Annotated in this window: 20 protein-coding genes; 3 read left to right on the forward strand and 17 right to left on the reverse strand. The window is 33.9% G+C overall.

Translation table 11 applies throughout. The features are described 5' to 3' along the window. Positions 1-73: 73 nt before the first annotated feature. From Q2T76_RS06645 to Q2T76_RS06655, 3 genes are all read right to left on the reverse strand, one after another. Complete coding sequence (locus Q2T76_RS06645) at positions 74-763, reverse strand: 2,3-diphosphoglycerate-dependent phosphoglycerate mutase (RefSeq protein WP_302084750.1); 690 nt, start codon at positions 761-763, stop codon at positions 74-76. Positions 764-818: 55 nt separating this feature from the next. Beyond that, entirely contained in the window at positions 819-1,883 is a 1,065-nt protein-coding gene (locus tag Q2T76_RS06650; RefSeq protein ID WP_302084751.1) for an AI-2E family transporter, read from the reverse strand. Positions 1,884-2,008: 125 nt separating this feature from the next. Then, positions 2,009-4,018, reverse strand: a complete 2,010-nt coding sequence (locus Q2T76_RS06655) for a hypothetical protein (protein WP_302084752.1) — start codon at positions 4,016-4,018, stop codon at positions 2,009-2,011. 119 nt (positions 4,019-4,137) lie between these two features. On the opposite strand from Q2T76_RS06655, the gene Q2T76_RS06660 reads away from it, so the two are divergent. Further along, complete coding sequence (locus tag Q2T76_RS06660; protein ID WP_302084753.1) at positions 4,138-4,665, forward strand: DUF308 domain-containing protein; 528 nt, start codon at positions 4,138-4,140, stop codon at positions 4,663-4,665. 37 nt (positions 4,666-4,702) lie between these two features. Here the strand turns inward: Q2T76_RS06660 and Q2T76_RS06665 are convergent, their stop codons facing one another. Genes Q2T76_RS06665 through Q2T76_RS06680 form a run of 4 tightly spaced genes read right to left on the reverse strand, consistent with a single transcriptional unit; the run spans position 4,703 to position 9,040 of the window. After that, positions 4,703-5,890, reverse strand: a complete 1,188-nt coding sequence (locus tag Q2T76_RS06665; protein WP_302084754.1) for a phosphopentomutase — start codon at positions 5,888-5,890, stop codon at positions 4,703-4,705. Beyond that, positions 5,880-7,082, reverse strand: coding sequence for an MFS transporter (locus tag Q2T76_RS06670; RefSeq protein ID WP_302084755.1), 1,203 nt, complete (start codon positions 7,080-7,082; stop codon positions 5,880-5,882). The genes Q2T76_RS06665 and Q2T76_RS06670 overlap by 11 nt, the downstream gene beginning before the upstream one ends. Positions 7,083-7,098: 16 nt before the next feature. Continuing rightward, on the reverse strand, positions 7,099-7,839 hold the full coding sequence (locus Q2T76_RS06675) for a nucleoside phosphorylase (RefSeq protein ID WP_302084756.1): 741 nt from the start codon (positions 7,837-7,839) through the stop codon (positions 7,099-7,101). Continuing rightward, positions 7,832-9,040, reverse strand: coding sequence for an MFS transporter (locus Q2T76_RS06680; protein ID WP_302084757.1), 1,209 nt, complete (start codon positions 9,038-9,040; stop codon positions 7,832-7,834). The genes Q2T76_RS06675 and Q2T76_RS06680 overlap by 8 nt, the downstream gene beginning before the upstream one ends. Before the next feature lie 123 nt (positions 9,041-9,163). Here Q2T76_RS06680 and Q2T76_RS06685 point away from each other — a divergent pair, with 123 nt between their 5' ends. After that, the gene (locus Q2T76_RS06685) at positions 9,164-10,339 is read left to right on the forward strand and encodes a PucR family transcriptional regulator (RefSeq protein ID WP_302084758.1); all 1,176 of its coding nucleotides are present in this window, start codon (positions 9,164-9,166) and stop codon (positions 10,337-10,339) included. A 26-nt stretch (positions 10,340-10,365) separates the two neighbouring features. Here Q2T76_RS06685 and Q2T76_RS06690 read toward each other — a convergent pair whose 3' ends face one another. The 9 genes from Q2T76_RS06690 to Q2T76_RS06730 all read right to left on the reverse strand — a co-directional run bounded on the left by Q2T76_RS06690 (position 10,366) and on the right by Q2T76_RS06730 (position 18,038). Further along, a complete protein-coding gene (locus tag Q2T76_RS06690; protein WP_302084759.1) occupies positions 10,366-11,133 on the reverse strand; it encodes an alpha/beta fold hydrolase in 768 nt (255 codons plus the stop codon). Positions 11,134-11,135: 2 nt separating this feature from the next. Further along, complete coding sequence (locus tag Q2T76_RS06695) at positions 11,136-13,073, reverse strand: M13 family metallopeptidase (protein WP_302084760.1); 1,938 nt, start codon at positions 13,071-13,073, stop codon at positions 11,136-11,138. Positions 13,074-13,148: 75 nt separating this feature from the next. After that, complete coding sequence (locus Q2T76_RS06700) at positions 13,149-13,619, reverse strand: universal stress protein (RefSeq protein ID WP_302084761.1); 471 nt, start codon at positions 13,617-13,619, stop codon at positions 13,149-13,151. 43 nt (positions 13,620-13,662) lie between these two features. Further along, complete coding sequence (locus Q2T76_RS06705; RefSeq protein ID WP_302084762.1) at positions 13,663-14,841, reverse strand: metallophosphoesterase; 1,179 nt, start codon at positions 14,839-14,841, stop codon at positions 13,663-13,665. Positions 14,842-14,920: 79 nt separating this feature from the next. Next, positions 14,921-15,445 (reverse strand): GNAT family N-acetyltransferase, encoded by a 525-nt coding sequence (locus Q2T76_RS06710; protein WP_302084763.1) that lies wholly within the window; start codon positions 15,443-15,445, stop codon positions 14,921-14,923. A gap of 97 nt (positions 15,446-15,542) precedes the next feature. Next, complete coding sequence (locus tag Q2T76_RS06715) at positions 15,543-16,046, reverse strand: hypothetical protein (protein ID WP_302084764.1); 504 nt, start codon at positions 16,044-16,046, stop codon at positions 15,543-15,545. Positions 16,047-16,066: 20 nt separating this feature from the next. Then, entirely contained in the window at positions 16,067-16,966 is a 900-nt protein-coding gene (locus tag Q2T76_RS06720; RefSeq protein ID WP_302084765.1) for a DMT family transporter, read from the reverse strand. A gap of 10 nt (positions 16,967-16,976) precedes the next feature. Then, positions 16,977-17,525 carry a DNA-3-methyladenine glycosylase I gene (locus Q2T76_RS06725; RefSeq protein ID WP_302084766.1) on the reverse strand — a complete coding sequence of 183 codons (549 nt, stop codon included), beginning with the start codon at positions 17,523-17,525 and terminating at the stop codon, positions 16,977-16,979. 48 nt (positions 17,526-17,573) lie between these two features. Continuing rightward, on the reverse strand, positions 17,574-18,038 hold the full coding sequence (locus Q2T76_RS06730) for a universal stress protein (protein ID WP_302084767.1): 465 nt from the start codon (positions 18,036-18,038) through the stop codon (positions 17,574-17,576). 135 nt (positions 18,039-18,173) lie between these two features. Between Q2T76_RS06730 and Q2T76_RS06735 the strand changes: the two genes are divergently transcribed. After that, on the forward strand, positions 18,174-18,968 hold the full coding sequence (locus Q2T76_RS06735) for a tyrosine-protein phosphatase (RefSeq protein ID WP_302084768.1): 795 nt from the start codon (positions 18,174-18,176) through the stop codon (positions 18,966-18,968). 212 nt (positions 18,969-19,180) lie between these two features. Here the strand turns inward: Q2T76_RS06735 and Q2T76_RS06740 are convergent, their stop codons facing one another. After that, positions 19,181-19,966, reverse strand: coding sequence for a MerR family transcriptional regulator (locus tag Q2T76_RS06740; protein WP_302084769.1), 786 nt, complete (start codon positions 19,964-19,966; stop codon positions 19,181-19,183). Between the last annotated feature and the right edge of the window lie 19 nt (positions 19,967-19,985).

Raw genomic sequence — 19,985 nt, forward strand, 5'->3', positions numbered from 1 at the left:
AAATATTTCTTCCATTCGTATTTTTACATAAAAAAAACGGGATTACTAGTATCCCGTTTGTAAAGTATTTAACTTAGTTAAGCTTCTTTTTGCTTACAACATTTAGTTTTTCATCTAAATCATAAACAACTGGTTCACCGGTTGCCATTTCAACATCCATGATATCTTCATCAGAAATGTTTTCAATATATTTTGTCAAGGCACGTAGTGAGTTACCGTGAGCGGCAATAATAACGTTTTTACCATCAAGAAGTTTTGGAGCAATTTCGTCTTCCCAGAATGGAATAACTCTTTCAAGAGTAACTTTTAGGTTTTCTCCACCAGGAATAGCTTTTGGATCTAAGTCAGCATAACGACGATCGTTAGCAGCTGAACCTTCATCTGATGCATCCAATAAAGGAGGTAGAACATCATATGAACGACGCCAGATATGAACTTGATCTTCACCGAATTTTTCAGCAGCTTCAGCTTTGTTTTGGCCTTGAAGAGCACCGTAATGACGTTCGTTTAAACGCCATGATTTCATTTCTGGAACCCAAAGTTGGTCTGATCCTTCAAGTGCGTAATGCAATGTTTTGATAGCACGTGTTAATACTGAAGTGTATGCTTGATCGAATTCAATACCTTCTTGTTTCAAAAGACGACCAGCGTTTTGAGCTTGTTTAACTCCTTCTTCACTTAGATCAACATCAACCCAACCAGTAAATAGGTTAGATAGATTCCATTCACTTTGTCCGTGACGAATAAAAACTAATTTAGCCATTTGTTATTTGCCTCTTTCTTTTATTAATATCAATTTATTTTACACCAATCAAATATCAGTCGCAATAATAGTAATTGTTATTCACCTTTTTTCTGAAATTCAAAAGTGGCTTTTCTTGTTTAGGTTTCACCTGCACATCTAAGATATCTAATAGGAAAGTAAAAATTGGAATACCAACAATTAATCCCCATGGACCCATGATCGTTTCCGATATCAATAGAATAATCAACGTGAAGAACATTGGTAAGTGAGTCTTGCTCGACATGAACTTAGGATTCAAGAAGTAGGTTTCAAAGGCATGAATAGCAATAATCATGATAATCATGTAGATTACGTCTTTGATTCCGCCAATTGAGTAAGCCACCATTGATAATGGAATTAGAGAAATTACCACGCCGGCAACTGGGATCAAGGACAAAATGAATACCATAACTGATAAAGCTAAAATTCCCGGGAACTTCAAGAGAACTAAAGTAATCGTGGTGATGACAGTGTTAGCAAAAGCAATGAATAATTGAGCTTCTAAAACAACCCCAAAAGTATTCACAAATTTATCAGCGAAAAACTTCAAGTCTTTGAACAACCAACTATTACGACTCTTTAAGAATAATCGACCAAAAGCATCAACATTATCGACATCAAAGGCATAGAAGAAACTCAAGATAAAGGAAACAAAGATGGTCATTCCTACTTCACCAACGTTACCTATATAGGTAACAACTTTTTCCAAGCCCATCTTAATTTGGCCATCTAGATTAACTTGACCTACCCAATCCATAACGTAGGCAAAGACGGGATTCTTTTGAAGTTGAGGATCATTATAAAAATCAGTTAACGATTTAAACATTTTTGTTAACTGTGTTACCAGTTGTGGGAAGTACAACGTCACAGCTAGATAAACCAAGTAAACTACTAATAAATAGACAGGAATAATAATCCAGGTTGGTTTGATTTTAATATATTTTTGAACTCTTCTAACTAACTTAACGGACAAGAAAGTCAAAATAAATGTTAATAAGAAAATGTTCATCATTGAACGCATCAACCATAAAACAAGAATTGTTCCTATTAATACTGTATTTCGACGTAGTCTTTCATTAGCAACAAACTTTTCGTACATATAATACTCCTCAAGAATCTTTCATTAGTACTAATAATATCAGTCTTACCCATAATATAAAACTATCAAGGTAATAAATTATAAAATTAATTCTAAACAAAAAGAGCGTATGTTTACGCTCTTTTTTATTTATCAAAATACTTCACGTCGTTAGCTGATACCCATGTATTTTCGGCAATCTTATAATACTTATCGCCCTTATCATCATAACCAACTTCGGTTGTGTACCAGAAAGTCTGGCCCTTAATATTGTCTTTCAAGAGACGACGTTCTTGAGTTTGATAAGAACTAAATAATCTAACCGTATCGGTCTCATCACCATTAACTTGAACAATTCCATCAACCGCTTCTGACTTCTCATCGAACTCAATATCGAATGCATTGTAAACGGCATGAGCATCAGTTTTGGCCATTTCTTTATCGTAGTCGGCATCAAGTTCTTCATTTTCAGAATCTTGAATTACTTCTTCTGCTTCATCTTGAACAGGTTCATCAACTTCAATTTCTTCGATGATTTCATCTTCTGAGTTCAATTCATCAGAGTTTTCATCATCAATAATTTCTTCAATTTCCAATGATTCTGCTTGTTCAAATTTAGGTCTTTCATCAGTTTCTTCAGGCATTTCTTGGAAAATCTTCTTCGAAAGATCCACAGTTGAAGTAGATTCTACTTCTGGTTCTTCAATAACAATATCGGTTTTTTCTATTTCTTCTTCAAGATCTTCGTCTGCTACCTGCAAGGTAGTCTCATCAGATGCATCTTCTTCGGCAACATTTTCATCTTCCAGTTGAGTTTCTTCAACTACTTCCTCTTCAGAGTCAACAGGTTCTTCAACTTGAACTTCTTCTAATTCAGCAGATTCTTGTTCGTCTTTGACATCTTCGGAGTCAGAAACGTCTTTATTTTCGTTTACTGGTTCTGTAGTAATTTCTTCATCAATATTGATTGGTGAACTTTCTAATTCTTCAACGTTATCTTCATGGAACTCTGTAGCTACTTCTGGAATCTCTTCTACTTCACTAGCGACTTCTTCAACTGCAGTCTCTGGAATTTCTTCAGAATCACTGGCTGATTGATCAGCAACTGGTTGAACTAAACCTGACAACTGTTCTGTTGGCTCAGTAGTTCTTTGAGCAAACATTTCAGCTTCAGCTTGAGCGACAGTTTGGAATTGAACCGTGTCTTGTCCCAAAATATATTTATTGTCGCCAATCTTACAAAAGTCAACGACTGTATGAAGAATTCCTACTACTGTATAAGTTGCTCCATTTTCAGGGAATTCATCAGCAAGTGGTTGACCGTTTTCATCATAGAAGAGTTGACTTAGTTGATTATTAAACTCAACTTCAAAAGGTTCCACTTCCTCATAATCAATCTGTGTATCAACAGCTTCATCGAAATTGTTGATATTGTCTTCTTCCATAATATCTTGTACTTGTTCATCAATATCATCTGGTGCTTGAACTTCATTAGTTGCTTCAGTCACGTCGGAAACTCTGACATAACGTTTTTCAAAAACTTTATAATACTCAATGTTTTCTAAACTGTTCACACGTTTCATATGAACATTAATTTCTTCTCCAGGGAGTAGTTGATCATCTTCGCGGAGATTTCCAAAGTCATCAAATAGCGGAATATGTCCTTTGTCGATGGCTGTCACAAATTGTTGTGGCTCAATTTCGTGATTTGACCAGATTGAATTAGTATTTTTTTCTAGTTCTTTATTTAAATCAACTTTTTCATAGTCTTCATCTGAGACCGTCACTTCATTAGTAACAATCAATTCTCTTCTGAGAACTAAGATATCTAAGTCAGCTAAAATTCTTTCCGCAGAATGAATGGGGCGACCATTGATAGCAGTTTTGGCACTAGGAAATTTGCTAACTTCAGGAATTACTAAATAAATCATTTGATTGTAGATTTTTTCTTCTTTGAAGACATCATCTAACTCATCTTCTCCGTCCACATCAGGCAAAGAAATCTTGATTTTTTCAATTTCAAATTTATGCTTACCACTTTCAATTTCAGCAGTGAAGTTCTCTGGATCAATATATTTCTTAACTTCATCACCCAATGGTACTTCGATTGAATCAGCATAATGAACTGATAGAATCGAGCTTTTCGACTTAAACATATCTGTTTCTCCCAAAATTTGCTTTAAACTTCATTTTACAACAGTTTCACTATTAATCAAAAGATAGATTAGAAAAAAACTGTGTTAAAATACATAAGTTAACAACAGGAGGCTGAGTCATGGGTCCATTTTCCACACAATTTCATTTATATAGATGGCTACGGATTATCTTTTTATTTGCAACTGGTCTGGTCATTGTCATCAATCCTATTAAAAGTGAAGACGCAATTGTTTATTTTGTTAGTGCTTATTTATTTATTTACGGCCTAATTGCAATTGCTGATAACATTAAATTATATAAAATTGCTAAAACTGATAGTATTTCCATGCTCTTAGGAATCGGAAGTATTATCCTATCTGTAATTACGTTATTCGTAGCACGTTTTTTAATTTCTTTAATTCCAATTCTTCTAGGAATTATACTAATCGTCAATGGTATCAATCAATTCCGTGATTCAAACGAAGATAGAAAATTCGTCAACGTCACTCCTTGGCTTGATTATTTATATTCAGTATTGATGATTGCTGTAGGATTAGTACTTATTTTAAATCCATTAGACATTGTTCGCTTAGTATTCTGGCTCTTCGGATTTGGCCTAATTGCTTTATCAGTTTTTGAATTAATAAATACCCGATTATACAAATAAAAAAGACATCGATTTATTCGATGTCTTTTTTTATTTATTAATCTAATTCATTCAAAAAACTCTTGCCAGGAAGATTATTTTCTAAATCAAAATTCTCCAAAATACTTTTTCCTAAATCACTAAAGGATGTTCTTGTTTCTAATTCTCCACCTTGATTTTCTGGCGAGTATACAATAAGTGGGACATACTCTCTAGTGTGATCGGTTCCCTTAAACGAAGGGTCATTCCCATGGTCTGCAGTTATCACTAATAAGTCATCATTTTGCAAGTTTTCAAGTACATTGGAAAGTTGTTTATCTACTTTCATTAATGCCTTTCCATATCCTTCGACATCTCGTCTATGTCCATACTTACTATCAAAATCAACTAAATTAGCAAACAATAATCCGTGAAAGTTTTTCTTCACTAAACTAATTATTTTATTCATTCCATCATCGTTACTACTAGTGTGAATCCCGTTAGTAATGCCTCGCCCAGAAAATATATCGTTAATTTTTCCAATGCCAATAACATCATAATTCGAAGATTTCATTATATCTAAAACAGTTTCTCCTGTTGGTTCCATAGTATAATCTCTTCTATTCGATGTTCTTTCGAAATTTGATTTATTTGTTCCAATATAAGGGCGCGCTATTATTCTTCCAACCATTAAATTCAACTCATCAACTAATGATCGAACATATCTACATATTCTATACAATTCTTCAATTGAGATAACACCTTCATTTGCAGCAATCTGTAATACGGAATCTCCAGATGTATAGACAATTAAACTTCCATCTCTAATCTGTTCTTCGCCATAGTCTTTTATTACTTCAGTTCCAGAATATGGCTTATTCACTATTACTTTTCTTCCCGAAAATTTCTCAATTTTTTTTATCACTTCTTCAGGGAAACCATTAGGGAAAAAACCCATTTTTTGCTCTACCGGCAACCCCATCATTTCCCAATGTCCGTCCATGCTATCTTTACCCGCAGAGACTTCCCTCATTTTTCCGACATGAGCCATTGGAAATTCTTGAATTTTAATTCTATTCAATGGTTTATTTTTTCTAATATTACCCAATCCTAGAACTTCTAGATTTTTTAATCGAAAATCGCCCTTGTAATTGCTTGCAATATGACCTATTGTATCAGCTCCGATATCATCATATTTATCTGCATCACTTGCCTCGCCTATCCCCACTGAATCGAGAACGATCACAATTATTCTACTATACTTCATTTTCTGTTTTACTTCCCTTCATTGGATTAGGTATGACATTAATGATTATTAAAGAAACAAGGTAAATACTTGCCAAGAATAATAATGCATATGTAAAGCCACTTTTATCTATAACATAACCAATTATTATCGGAGAGAGTCCACCTACTGCTCTACCAGTATTGAATATAGCATTATTAGCAAAACTTCTAATTTCAGTTGGATAAAAACTACTTATTAAAGCTCCGAATCCAGCATTCATTCCGTTTGCGAAGAATCCAACAACTGCACCAACAAGTAACATTAAGTAAGCATTATCAACATAAATATAAAATATAATAGAAACCCCAGCTAAAATTAGAAAAATTGAGTACGCAATTTTTGATCCATATTTATCCAGAACTTTCCCAAAGGTCAACATACCAATTGACATTCCAACGATTGTAGAAATCATCCAAATTGATGAACCTGAAACTGATAACCCTAACTTATTTTCAAGATATGATGGCAACCAATTCATCAACCCATAATATCCAGCAACTTGCACTGCAGACATTACTGTTAATCCTAAAGTAATTCCTGTAGTTTTAGCATTCTTAAAAAGAAGTTTGAAAAAACCAATTTTCACATCTTTTTTCTCTTTACTTTCTTGCCATGATTTTGTTTCAGGTAATTTCCTTCTAACAAAAAATGCCAATATCACCGGAATTAGACCAAATAGAAAAGTTGCTCTCCAACCAAAATACGGAGTAATCATTGCAGCAATGATTGCAGCTAAGATAGTTCCCATTTGACCTCCAACCGTAATCCAGGAAGACATTTGACCACGCTTTTCTTTTGGAAATGATTCTGCTACTAAGGCCATTCCAATACCATATTCACCACCAGCACCAAAACCAACAAGAAATCTTAATATATATATTTCAATCATACTGTTAGCAAATGCCATTAAGGCCGTTGCTATCGCAAAAATAAAAATAGTATATGAAAAAACTTTAATTCTTCCCTTTCTATCTGCTAAATATCCAAAAAGTAACCCTCCTAGCAGCATTCCAATGTTAGTTATAGCTGGGAGTAATCCTCCTTCTGCCGATGGTATATGGAACTCGCTGATAATTGAGCTAAGGGCAAATGAAAGTAGAAGGACGTCCATCCCTTCAAGTCCTAAACCAAGCATAGAAGATACTAAAATACTTTTTTTATTATCTTTCATAGATAGCCTCCTTTACTTATAATACAGAGTCCAATACCGAGTTAGCTGATTTTTTATGAATTACTTTATAATCCTTATCATCTGCCCATTTATAATCAGATCTACTTAAATGTACAACTAAACAATTAGCAACTGGAATATTGTAAATTGACCCTAGTAAGAAAAGAACCGCCGATTCCATCTCAGCATTAATTACTCCACGATCAATCCAGTAATTCATCATCTTCTCATCGACTTTAAGTGATGATCCTTTTATATTAGGTTGTCTATATTGTCCAAAGAAGTAAGTTTCTGTCGTCAATCCTACTCCTGTATATACATTGAATCCATTTTTTTGAGCACCATTATAAATTTTAGCTGTCAGTAATGGATCAGCAACTGCTGGATAAACATCTGGAACATACTCACCAAGCAATCCTGAAGTTCTTGCCATTGCTCGATTAATAATCAAGTCTCCTGGGCGAATATCTTCGCTCCATGCTCCACATCCGCCACATCGTATAATCTGTTTAGCACCGTTTTCTATCAATTCAATTATGCATATTTCAGTAGAACCAACTCCCATACCAGTTGAACATACTGAAACTTCGTGTCCTTTGTATTTACCTTTAATTAAAACAAATTCTCTACTATCTTCTAATTTTTTCTTGTTTTCCCAGTCTTCTGAGATTAGTTCTACTCTTCCGGGATCACCAACAATAAGAGTCACTTCTCCTAAATCACCATAATTAGTATTTTTTAAATGCTCACTACTCATTATTTTCACTCCTTTTGTTTAAGTTTAATGTTAATACTGTAAAGAAAGAAATAATATATAACATTGCTAAAAATCCCATAGTAATTGTCAAATTAAAATTATCTAAAAGGTACCCGATTACAACTGCTGAAAATCCACCTACAGCACGACCAATATTAAAAATAATATTATTTGCCGTAGCTCTAATTTTTGTTTCATACAAATCTCCAACTATTGCTCCGTATCCTGCATTCATTCCATTTGCAAAAAATCCAACTATTGCTCCACCCATTAGCAAACTGAATTCATTATTAGCAAACGAATATAAGAATACTGAAACAGCTGATGCAAGTAAAAATAATGAATATGCTACCTTTGGTCCAATTCTATCCATTATTTGTCCGAATACTAACATTCCTAATGACATTCCTACAATTGTAGCAATCATCCAAATTGAAGAACCTGAGACTGATAGTCCTGATTTTTCTTGCAATATTGAAGGGAGCCAATTCATTAGTCCAAAGTATCCAGCAACTTGTACAATCGCCATAACCATTAATCTTAGTGTGTTTCCAATATTCCCTTTTTTAAATAAAATCGAAAGAATTGCCGCAGAGTTACTTTCTTCTTTCTCTTGACTCTTTTTCCATTCAGAAGATTCGGGAACTTTATAATAGACAAAAATTCCTAAAATAATTGGTATTGCTCCAAAAAGAAATAGTCCACGCCAGCCTGACATTGGAATAATTATTGCCGCTGCTATTGCTGCAATAATACTACCTATTTGTCCAGCAACTGTAACATATGAATTTATTCTTCCTCTTTTATTCTGTGGGTATACGTCAGCAACCATAGACATGATTACTCCATAAACTCCACCTCCACCAATACCTACAATAAATCTAAGAATATAAATTATGAATATGTTTGGAGAAAACGCCATAAGTCCAGTAGCTAGTGCATATAAAATTGTTGTAATAGAATAAATTTTTACCCTACCATATTTATCAGCTAAGGGACCGAAAAAAATTCCTCCTACTAGCATTCCAATATTAGTTATTGTGGAAATCAGCCCACCCGCTGCCCCACTAATGTGATAAGTTATCATCATACTGCTAAGAACAAATGATAATAACATCGTACTTGCAGACTGCGCTGACAACCCAAGTGAACTAGTTATAAGTGCTCTTTTTTGTTCCTTTTCTACATTTTCATTATTCATTTCATTTCTCCTTACTTATTTGTATATTTGAATGCTACCACCTTTCTTTTTTAATAACTATGTACTAAAATACAAATTAAGCGCTTTCTTTTTGTATATTTGAACAGTTGAAAGGTTATTTACATGATACATCTTCAAGACATTCTAAATTTAGAACAAAAAAAATTGAGAAGAATTACATCAAGTCCTAATACTAACCCAGTTGTCAGATCAATAACCGTACTTGAAAATCTTGACGTCAAAAGCTGGCTCGTTGGTGGTGAAATCCTTTTAGTAAGCTCTGGAACGTTAAATATATCTACTAACAAATTAATTGAGCTTATTAAGAACTTATCTTTAATGAAATCATGCTGTCTTGTTATAAAAAAACTAGATGACAATTTCAAAGTTAAGTCTGAAGTTGAAAATTTGGCAAGTGATATACAATATCCAATATTCATATTGGATGATAACAGTAGTTATGTTCAAATTATGTCAGAAGTTAATGATCTGTTATTCAAAGATAGAGATCAAGATAGACTGATAAGCCTAGAATTAAATCGGCTTTTTTATCTTAACGAAATAAAAGATACAGATTTTGATTTTGTTTCTCACACAATTAATAAAGATCTTTATAAATTAACCGTAAAGGTAATAAAGTTTTCTTCTACTTTTACTGATTCACCTTTGAACAAAATCAACCTATCCTCACAACACATAGAAGTTATTGATAAAATACTAAAAAAACATTTTATACATAGTCTAAAATCTATCAAATATTTTTTTGTGGACAATAGTGACAATTTTTATTTAATCTTCTTTTTTGATGCTCAAAGTATTTCATCATTTTCCTTCAAAGATGAAATTTTCAAATCTATCCCGAGAAATTTTACGTATAAATTTCATATTGGTGAATCAGAGTCACATAGAGCTTCCGACTTAAATATTTCATTTAAAGAGTCAAACTTTGCAATCAAATCTTTAGATTTTTTACCTGACTCAAGGATAATTGTGAATTTTAAAGATGTATATCTTTTACAATTGATAATTAGTGCGAATAAGGAAAGTGAGAAATCATTACTAAATCTCGATTTAGTCAATTTACTTAATAATTCCGTATATTTATCCACATTAAAAACTTTTTTCAATCAAAATGAATCAATAAAGAAAACCGCAGAAAAAATGTTTACACATCCAAATACTATCCGTTACAGATTGGAATCAATAAATGAGTTGACCGGTTTAAATTACAAAAACACAAATGATAAACTAATTCTTTATGTCTATACAATGACTAGACTTCTCACTATCAATTCTTAGAATTCACAATAAAAAAAGACATCGATTTATTCGATGTCTTTTTTTAGATTACTCTCAAAAAATTCCGAAATCTGATCCATTAGTTCTGTAGTCACTAAATGACCTTCATTTCTCCCAATCAAAAATTCTACATTTTTAGCAAAATCTTGATCTTTAATTTCTTCATAAAAATCTCGTGGTTGTGAGAAAGGAATTCGTTCATCTCTAGTTCCATGCCAGATAAAAAATGGCCGCCTATTAATCGCTGCTGGATTCAATGATAAATCATAATTCTTAACCCAACTCAATAGTTTCAACAAGTCGTTGGGAACAAAAAGTCCATATTCTTTCGCACTCTTTTGAACGCGGTCAATATATTTCATTGGTGCTGGCGATCCCATAATACAAGCAGCTACTGAAATTTCAGGATGTTGAGTCAACAAGGCACTTGTCGTTATTCCACCCATTGAGTAACCACCAACGCCGATTTTCTTCTCATCTAACAATTTGATTTCGTCATAAAAATTCAATAAGACACTGAATTCAGCTAAGTTAGCTTGAATACTATTCCAGAATGTAAACGAAGGAATTGAGGAAATAGGTTGTTTTCTTTTACCATGATTTTGTGCATCAGGTAAAATTACGCGAATACTTTTTTGTGCCAATTTACGAGCTTGTGTGAGTACCAATTCTTTACTCGATTTCCATCCATGATAAAAAACCACGATTGGAATTTTTTCTTTTCTTAAATCGTATGCTACCACTTCTAAAACTGGAATATGTTTAATATCACGAGCTAAAACTTCTATTTTCATTTTTACCAAATATTGACCCTTTGATCTTCATCTAACCACATACCATCATCCGGAGTAATGTTAAATGCCTTGTAAAAGTCGTCCATGTTTTGCGCATGAACGTTGGCACGCATTGGTCCTGGAGCGTGAACGTCAGTTGATAATAGTAATTCAGCGAATTGGGTCGTAAGCTTGATTCTCCAAACACGGGCCCAGTTCTTAAAGAATTCCTGTAAATCAACATCATCATGCGTTTTTGCGGCTTCAAGAGCACAACTTAAACCACCAACATCGGCAACATTTTCACTGACAACTAGTGTTCCATTTACTTTACCACCAGCGTATTCAACTCCATCGAATTCTTTAACCATAGCTTGAGTTAATTTCTCAAACTTAGCATAATCTTGGTCTGTCCACCAATTATTCAAGTTACCTAATTCATCGAATTTAGCTCCATTGTTATCGAAAGCATGAGAAATTTCATGAGCAATAACTGCGCCAATTCCACCGTAGTTTTGGCTCGATGATTGTTGCAAACTATAAAATGGTGCCTGCAAAATTGCTGCTGGGAATGTAATATCATTTCTAGCGGGATCGTAACATGCATTTACCATGTGTCCGGGCATTGCCCATTCGTCACGATCAACTGGTTTAGGATATTTGTCAAAACGATATTGACGAAAGACTTGCGAAATCTTTTGCATATTTTCATAAAGACTTAAACTCTCATCAACCTTAATCAGATTAAAAACCTCTTCGACCTTGTCAGGATAGCCGACTTTAATAGCAATTTTTTCTAACTTTACAACTGCTTTTTGTTTGGTAGCTTCGCCTAACCAATCGTTTTCCTTCAAGCGTTTTTTGTAGATGTCGACCATTTTATGAATCATTGAAATAACATCATCTTTAGCAGCTTGACCAAAATACTTATCTCCATAATAAACACCAAGAATCTCGCTGAAAGTGTTGCTAACACGATGGTAAGCAGCCTTGATTGGGTCAGACAGAGTCTTACTTCCACTCAAAGCCAAGTTATAAGCACCTGCTGTTTGACGAATGTCTTCACCTAATAGTGAGGCACTAGCCAGAACTTTGTTCACTGTCATCCATGATTTGAGATTTTCAAATTGCCCATCCAATACTTGATTAATACCATTAAAATATCTTGGTTCGGTGACAATCACTTTATCCGGAGTATCTTTAATTAATTCTTTGATTAATTTGTCCATCTTCAATGAAGAAACTTTTTTAGTGAATTCATTGAAATCAACAGGGTTGTAGGCTTTAGTATAGTCAGCCCATTCTTCAGAACTCTTAACTAATGGTACTAAACTAGCATCAAACTCGATGGCTTGCTCAGTAATTTGCTGTGCTTCGTCTTCATTAAAACCGACTTTAACTAAGGTCTTAATAGTCACATCTTTATAGACTTCCAAAAGTTTCTGTCCCGACTGATTATTATCGTAATAAGTCTTGTCAGGTAGAATCAGGCTAGGTGCGTAAGCATACACAACATTAGTTGAAGTATCTTTCATGTCTGCATCAACGACAATTGAAAATGGAAGTGGGAATCCCTTCATCACTAATTGAGTCAATTGATTATCAACATCACTAAAACTTTGTAGGTTCTTGATGACTTGTAAATCTGCTTGAAGCGGCTGAGCTCCATCAGAATTTAATTTATCAGTGTTAATTCCTACACGATATAACTTAACGGCTTCTCTCATTAGATTGTTAGGAATGGTACTGTCGTCCTCAGCAAATGTTTTTAAATCACTCATCATTTGCTTCTCAACACCTTCATCCAAGTCTGAAAAACCACCAGTTCTTGGTTTATCGTCTGGAATAACAGCGGTCTTAAGCCATTCACCGTTAACTGATAGATAAAGATTATCTTTGGCACTTGCGGTTGCCCCGACAGTTGTGTCGCCGGCACCACCTAGAATTTGTACATTTTTCATAAGCATTTACTCCTAAGTTTGAATAATTCGATAATACCATAGATCAAAAAAAGCCGTTTAAATAACGGCTTTTTCTTATCTAACAACTGATACTGATACAGGTGAATATCTGACAATATGTTCAGCTTGTGAACCTAATTTGCCATGGCGATTATCAGATCTTTCTGACCCAATAATTACTAAGTCAGGATCATATTTAGGAATTACCTTATCTACAATCACATGACCAGGATTTCCTTCCGAAACCATTGGTTTCACGTCGGCTACTCCAAAATCGTTGGCTTTTTGAACATAAACATTCAAATGATCTTTGATTTGTTCACGTCTTTCTTCAATTAATTGAGGTGAGAGTGATTGGAAAATATTCAAATCACCGACCTCCATTACAGAAATAATTCCTAAAGGTACTGCCAATGATTTTGCCAATGTGCACGCATAATTAAAGGCACCTTTAGATGAGATAAAGTCATCATCATCAACGCAAACTAGTATTTTGTTGTATTGAAGTGGCTCCACAATATATTCGTCTAAATTTTCATTATCCATCTCTTGATACCTCCATGTTTTGTTGGTGTAATTATATCACAATTCACATCTCGAACTGGCGAATATTGGTTGCTGCACCATAACCTAAAACGGACAAAATATTGGTCGTAGGGTTGATATCAACAATGTATCCCGCAAACTCTGATGGTTCGTTAATTTTACGATCCCATTTTTTATTGTAATTAGTTGTCAAACCATGGTTCTTCCCCATCAAAGCTGAGCAATTCAATAATATGTAATTGATGTCGTCGAACTTGTAATTTTTTTCTACGTGCTTGTGACCACAAATATAAGCAGATATCTTAGCGTCGGTGACTTTAGAAAAATCAAATTCTACATTTAAGGCGAACTCGTTTTCTAACTTATTGTCCACTTTTCCTTTAACTCGCTGATTAAATGCGACAAATAATTCGTGAAGGGAAATTCCGTTAAAACTAAGTCCATCCTCACCTTTTTCTGAAAGCAATGGTGAATGACCTAGCACAACGATTTTTTTACCAGAAGATTTTTCAAGTATCGCGATTAAATCCATCACTTGATAGTTACGAACAGCTCTGACTTTTTTGACGTCATATTTCTTTACTCCTTGATGATTCAACTCATAAGGAACGTCACTGGTATTAATAAAAATCGTTCTAACTTCGCCCTTATCAAAATAGAAAACTCCAGAATCTTCAGATATATATTTGATTTGTGGCTGATCATACAAGACAGGTTTTACAATATTGTCGTAGGAACTGCTTGTAAATGAAGCTTTTTTAGAAAGTGTATGCTCGTCATATTTGTCATTATCATCATGATTACCTTTCACCATAGCAAAAGGTAACTTGGAATTATTTAACGCTCTAACTGTAAGACGTAACAAAGTCTTGCTGTTTTCGGGAGTGGTGCTGCCATCAATTGCATCACCTAGGTGCACCTTCAAGTCGAGTTTATTATTCTGATCGAAAAATCCTAATTCCTGTGTGTGAATTAAGCCGTTAATGCCGTAAAAATCAGAACTAAAAGTGTCTTTAGTATGAGTATCAGTGATTACAGCCATAGTAAAAGAACCGTACGAAGCATTACCTTCAACGATTTTTTCATCAAACTTAGTCAAGTAACTTTGAACAAAGCCACGAAACGATTTGCTATCGCTCATATCAGCCGAATAATCATCTAATAGATTGATGTTTTTGACACTTTTAATTTTTCCAAAGAAATTTACGATTTTACGAAACACGACCTTCCTCCTGTAAAGAGATTCAATACCTATAATATACCACTTAGGTACAAAAAAAGTCGCCCATGAAAGGCGACTATTATTTTAATATCATTTGATAAGCATAACGTGGTTGACGATCAGCAAACATGCGAATGACTCCGCGTTTATCGAAGCCATTTTTTTCGATTACGTGTTGCATTGCTAGATTTTCAAAATGCGTATCAATTCGAACATCATTATAACCAAGCATTAATGAAATAGTGATTAAATGATGGATGAAAGTATCTGCTAAATTGTTACCAGCATAATTGGCATCCACAGCAATACGATGAATAACGGTATACACGTCGTTTGATTCAGGCATCCACTCGCCGTCTTCAATCACTTGATAGTTCTCATCAATACCTTGGTTTAATGCTGCTGTACCAACGATTTCATTATTAAATATCAGTAGATAAGTGATTCCATCTTTTAGATCTTGTCTTAAAATATCGTGATCAGGATAGCCATCTTGCCATTGATCAACGCCACGTTTTTTTAATGTAACTTTTGCCGAATCAATAATTTCTACAATTCGATCCAAGTCCTTCTCTTCGGCTTTTCTTACATAAATTGTTGCCATAATTCTCACCTCAAAAATTTCTTTACCGAAAGATTTAAACAAATTTTCATGAAAATTACAACACTTTTGTTCAAATAAAAAAGATTAGCATTATCTGCTAATCTTTTTTATTTTGCCATTCATTGACTGCACGTGCTGCTAAACCTAAGCTTAGTAGTGCATCTTTTGAAAGACTATTTCTGATATCACCAATTTTGGTATTGGCACCAACTGCGCCAATTACTTGTAGAGAAAAACTAATCAAATGCAAGTCTCCTTCGACTTGGTACTTACCGTTTTCGTCATATGGTGTTTCGTGATTATATGTAAAATTAATTTCGTTATTTAAAATTGAACCATCCACGTGATTAACCAAAACACGGTCACGCATGTTCTTTAACTTCTTATCTTTATGTTGAAGAGTTAATCCATGATCGGATTCTTCTTCATAATACTCGTTTTCTGTCATCTCGAAGTATTCTTTGAAAGGTTTTCTCAATAGAGAAATTTGATCAACAAATTCATAGACTTTTTCAGCATCTAGTTTAGATTTCTTCTTTTTGATGTTATCAATGTCATCATACAAATTCGTTGCGAATTCACTTACTTTTGAAAAATTCATCTTCTTCACCTCGCTAATTATTATAAAGGTTCTTCCTTAAAACTTCCATACGCCATAATAAATGCGGTTAATATTATTAAAATAATGCCTAAAGTTTCAAAACCACCAATTTTCAAATGCATAAACACTACTGAAGTTAGGGTTGCTGATAATGGTTCAAAAGAATCCATCAGAGAAACCGTACTAGCTTTAGTATACTTTAAACTGGCTAAATTCATGAAGTATGCTAATACCGTACCAAAAAATAGGACGAAGGCAAATAATAAAATTCCACTAGTACTTAGTTTAGGCAGTTGCCAGAACGGATGTTGAAAGCTCAACGCCAAGCCACCGATGAACATTGCCCAGCCAACAACAATTATTGAGCCGTATTCTTTCAATAATCTACCTGGTAATAGAATGGACATTGCCGAAGTAATTGAAGCAATCATTCCCCAGATAAAGGCGTTAGGCCCAATCGAAAAACTTGAAAAACTCCCTTGAGTGACAATAAAAAAAGTTCCCACTAATGCAAAGATTAAACCAATTACATCAACTCTTCTTGGTAAAGTCTTGGTAACTAAACTAATCCAAAGAATTACAAATACCGGCGAGGTAAATTGTAAAATTGTAGCGGTTGAAGCATCAGAATAAGTCATCGTCTTATAATAAGCTAATTGCATCAAAGCCATTCCAAAAACTACATATAAGAGTAGCCGCCCTAAATCATTCTTGGTGGTTAAGATTCCAAATGTCTTTTTCTTGCCACGTTTAAAGTAAGCATAGATAAGTAGGATTAATCCGGCAAAGAGCATTTTCGTACTAACAAGTACATCCGAATTCACATGATCAATCTTAATCAGTGCATCGGCCATGGTGTCGGAAAGACCCCAAAAGATTGCTGCTAGCCCAGCAATTAAAATACCATAGTATTTTTTCAACTAAAAAACCTCACTTAAAATCACAGCTATCAATGTGATCATTTATAACTCCGCTAGCTTGTAAAAATGAGTAAATAGTTGTTGGTCCGACAAACCTAAATCCAGCTTGTTTCATTTTTTTACTTACTTTGGTTGATAATTCATCAAAAGCTGGCATCTGAGAATCAGAATCATAGTGATTTACAATAATTTGATGATCAGTATTCTCCCAAATAAAATCGTCAAATGTTTGCTTGTTTTGATGAAGATCAGAAATAATTTTGGCGTTATTGATAGTTGCATTAATTTTTAATCTGTTTCTTATAATACCAGAATTGTTCATCAATTCGACAAACTTTTTTTCATCATATTCTTTAACTTTTTCTATTTCAAAATTATCAAATGCTTTTTTGAATTCATCACGCTTATTCAGAATTGTTTGCCAGCTAAGACCAGATTGAAACAACTCCAAAGTTAATAACTCAAAAAGATATTGATCATCATGGTTTACTATTCCCCATTCATGATCGTGATACTCCATCATATTAGGGCTAGAATTGGCCCAGGCACATCGTGTCATATTTCATCCTCAATACAAAAAAGAGGCCGTCGACCTCTTTTTTTAAAATTATTTATTATTAGCATCTGTTCTTACAACGATTACATCAGTTGCAGCATTTCGAATTACATAAGCAGATACAGAACCTACCAATAGTCTCTCAACTGCATTAAGTCCAGTTGAACCAATCATGATTAAATCATTTTTGTATTCCTTAGGGAACTCAGAAGCAATCACCGTCTTCGGATCTCCAAAGCGAAGATGTAAACTCATATCTTCTTTTTTCATTCCTAATTCATAAGCACGGTCTTGCAATTCAGTTAAGTACTCTTGAGCATCTTCAGAGATTTTGTAGACGACATCTCCATTCAACATTCCCCCGTACATCCCTACGAATTGTTTGGTATTTAACACATTCAACACGTCTAAATGTGCATCGTTTAGTCTTGCTACTGTCACAGCTTTCTCAAAGGCTCTCTCTGCTTCTTGCGAGCCATCTACTGAAACCAAAATTCTCTTATAGTCTTGTGACATCTCTCTGTCCTCCAGTACTTTGGTTTATATTAATAATATATGTTATTAAAAAAGTTTACAATATTTAAGCCATGCTATTTAGATTAATCATTGTTATAATTTAATTATTGTTAATTTAGAAAGGATATATCAGCTATGAATGAACGTATTTTAGACCCTTATCTTGATGCCGGTAGAAACTTTAGAGAACTTGGCGGATACCAAACTGAAGACGGCAAAACTATTAAATATCACAAAATTTTAAGATCTGCTAACTTAGCTGAGCTTACAGAAAAAGACCAAGAATTCTTGAAGAATTATGGTCTTCACAAAGATATTGATTTTCGTTCCAAACAAGAAGTTGAAAACGAACCTGACAAAGTTCCAGATGGTGTTGAATATATCTTTAACCCTGTCTTAAAAGAAGATCAAACTCAAGCTTCAAAATCAACTTCAGAAGTTGAAAAAGAATTTGGATTCACATTCGATGATGGATATAAACATATGCTTAAAGTATATGAAAATATGATTTTGGATGACGAATCTAGATCTGCTTACCGTATTTTCTTCAATCATTTGTTAGATAATACAGAAGACAACCAAGTTGCACTCTTCCACTGTACTGCTGGTAAAGATCGTACTGGAATGGGAGCAGTATACTTCTTGTGGGCACTCGGCATTGATCAAGAAACTATCAAAAAAGACTACCTATTAACTAATAAAGTTATGAAGTCATTTGTTGAAGAAAAAGTTTCTATTCTGGAAAGTAAAGACACTAGTGAAGATGTAATTTCTTCAGTTAGAGCTTTGATGTCTGTTAATGAAGACTACTTAGATGCTGCCAGAAAAACCATTATTAAAGAAAATGGTAATATGGAAAATTACTTAAAAGAAGCAATTGACCTATCTAGTCAAGAAATCAAAGATTTAAGAAAAATTTATTTACATTAATTGATTTTTTTCATTTAAACATTAAAAAAAAGTCATAAAAAATTCACATTTTCCATTTAATATAATGTCTGTAAGTTAAAGTGTTCCCCCCAAGAATAACTTTAATTTATTCCCCTCAGAATATGATGCAAAAAAACGGCACTCCCCATTGTCGTTTTTTTGTTTCTTGCATTAAAAAAGGAGTAGTTAACATTTCGTTAGCTACTTTTTTTTTATCTTTGCCACCATTTTTTCTTACTATTATCAATTTGCATATTAGAAAGTGTTCTTAATGGCTTAGCTGATTGGACAGGATTGTTTTCTAATGAATCATCAACCAAAGCCTGTTCTTGTTTTTGATCTCGAATTTGTCTTGCTCTTTCTAATGCCTCAGCATACTTATCTTCTTTCGATTCGATATTTTGAGCATTAGTAGTTGGTTGCGCTGAAGCAACTGTTGGGTTGGCCATTTGAGGTTGACTGTTAACTCGATTCTGTTGAACTGTTGAAGTCTGAGCTGGTGTCGGATTATTACCAGGTATTAAGTCTTCATTTACATTCATGTCATAGTCAAATAATGGTGTTTCTTGTGTGTTCTTCAAGGCTCGAATTAAGGCATAATTTTCTTGTTGAATATCTTTTAATTGTTTCTTGAGATGATTAATTTCACGAGCTTGCTTGGAAATCTTTTCATTCAGTTTTCTTTCTGAAGGTGACATTCCCTCAAAAGCAGCTTCTTCCAATTCTTTATCGGGAACTTGTCCGTCAAATAAGCTCTGTGCAGCTAATTCAAGAGTCATATCGTCACGTTGTGACAACTCGATCATTGCCTTTAGGTCTTCGATATTTTTCTTCGTATAATTACGTCGCTTATTATTTTTACGTGCAAAAAAAGCATCATTTGCCGCAACTTTTTCAATTAATAATGAATATTTACGTAGTGTTGTGACATTAACTCCAAGTTCCTCAGCAGCTTGGGCCGGTGTCAACAAATCAACTAAACTTTTTTCTACTGTCATAATTACCCCCAACATAAAA

Origin of the sequence: Lactobacillus sp. YT155 (genome assembly GCF_030504545.1) — a bacterium.
GTDB lineage: Bacteria > Bacillota > Bacilli > Lactobacillales > Lactobacillaceae > BQUT01.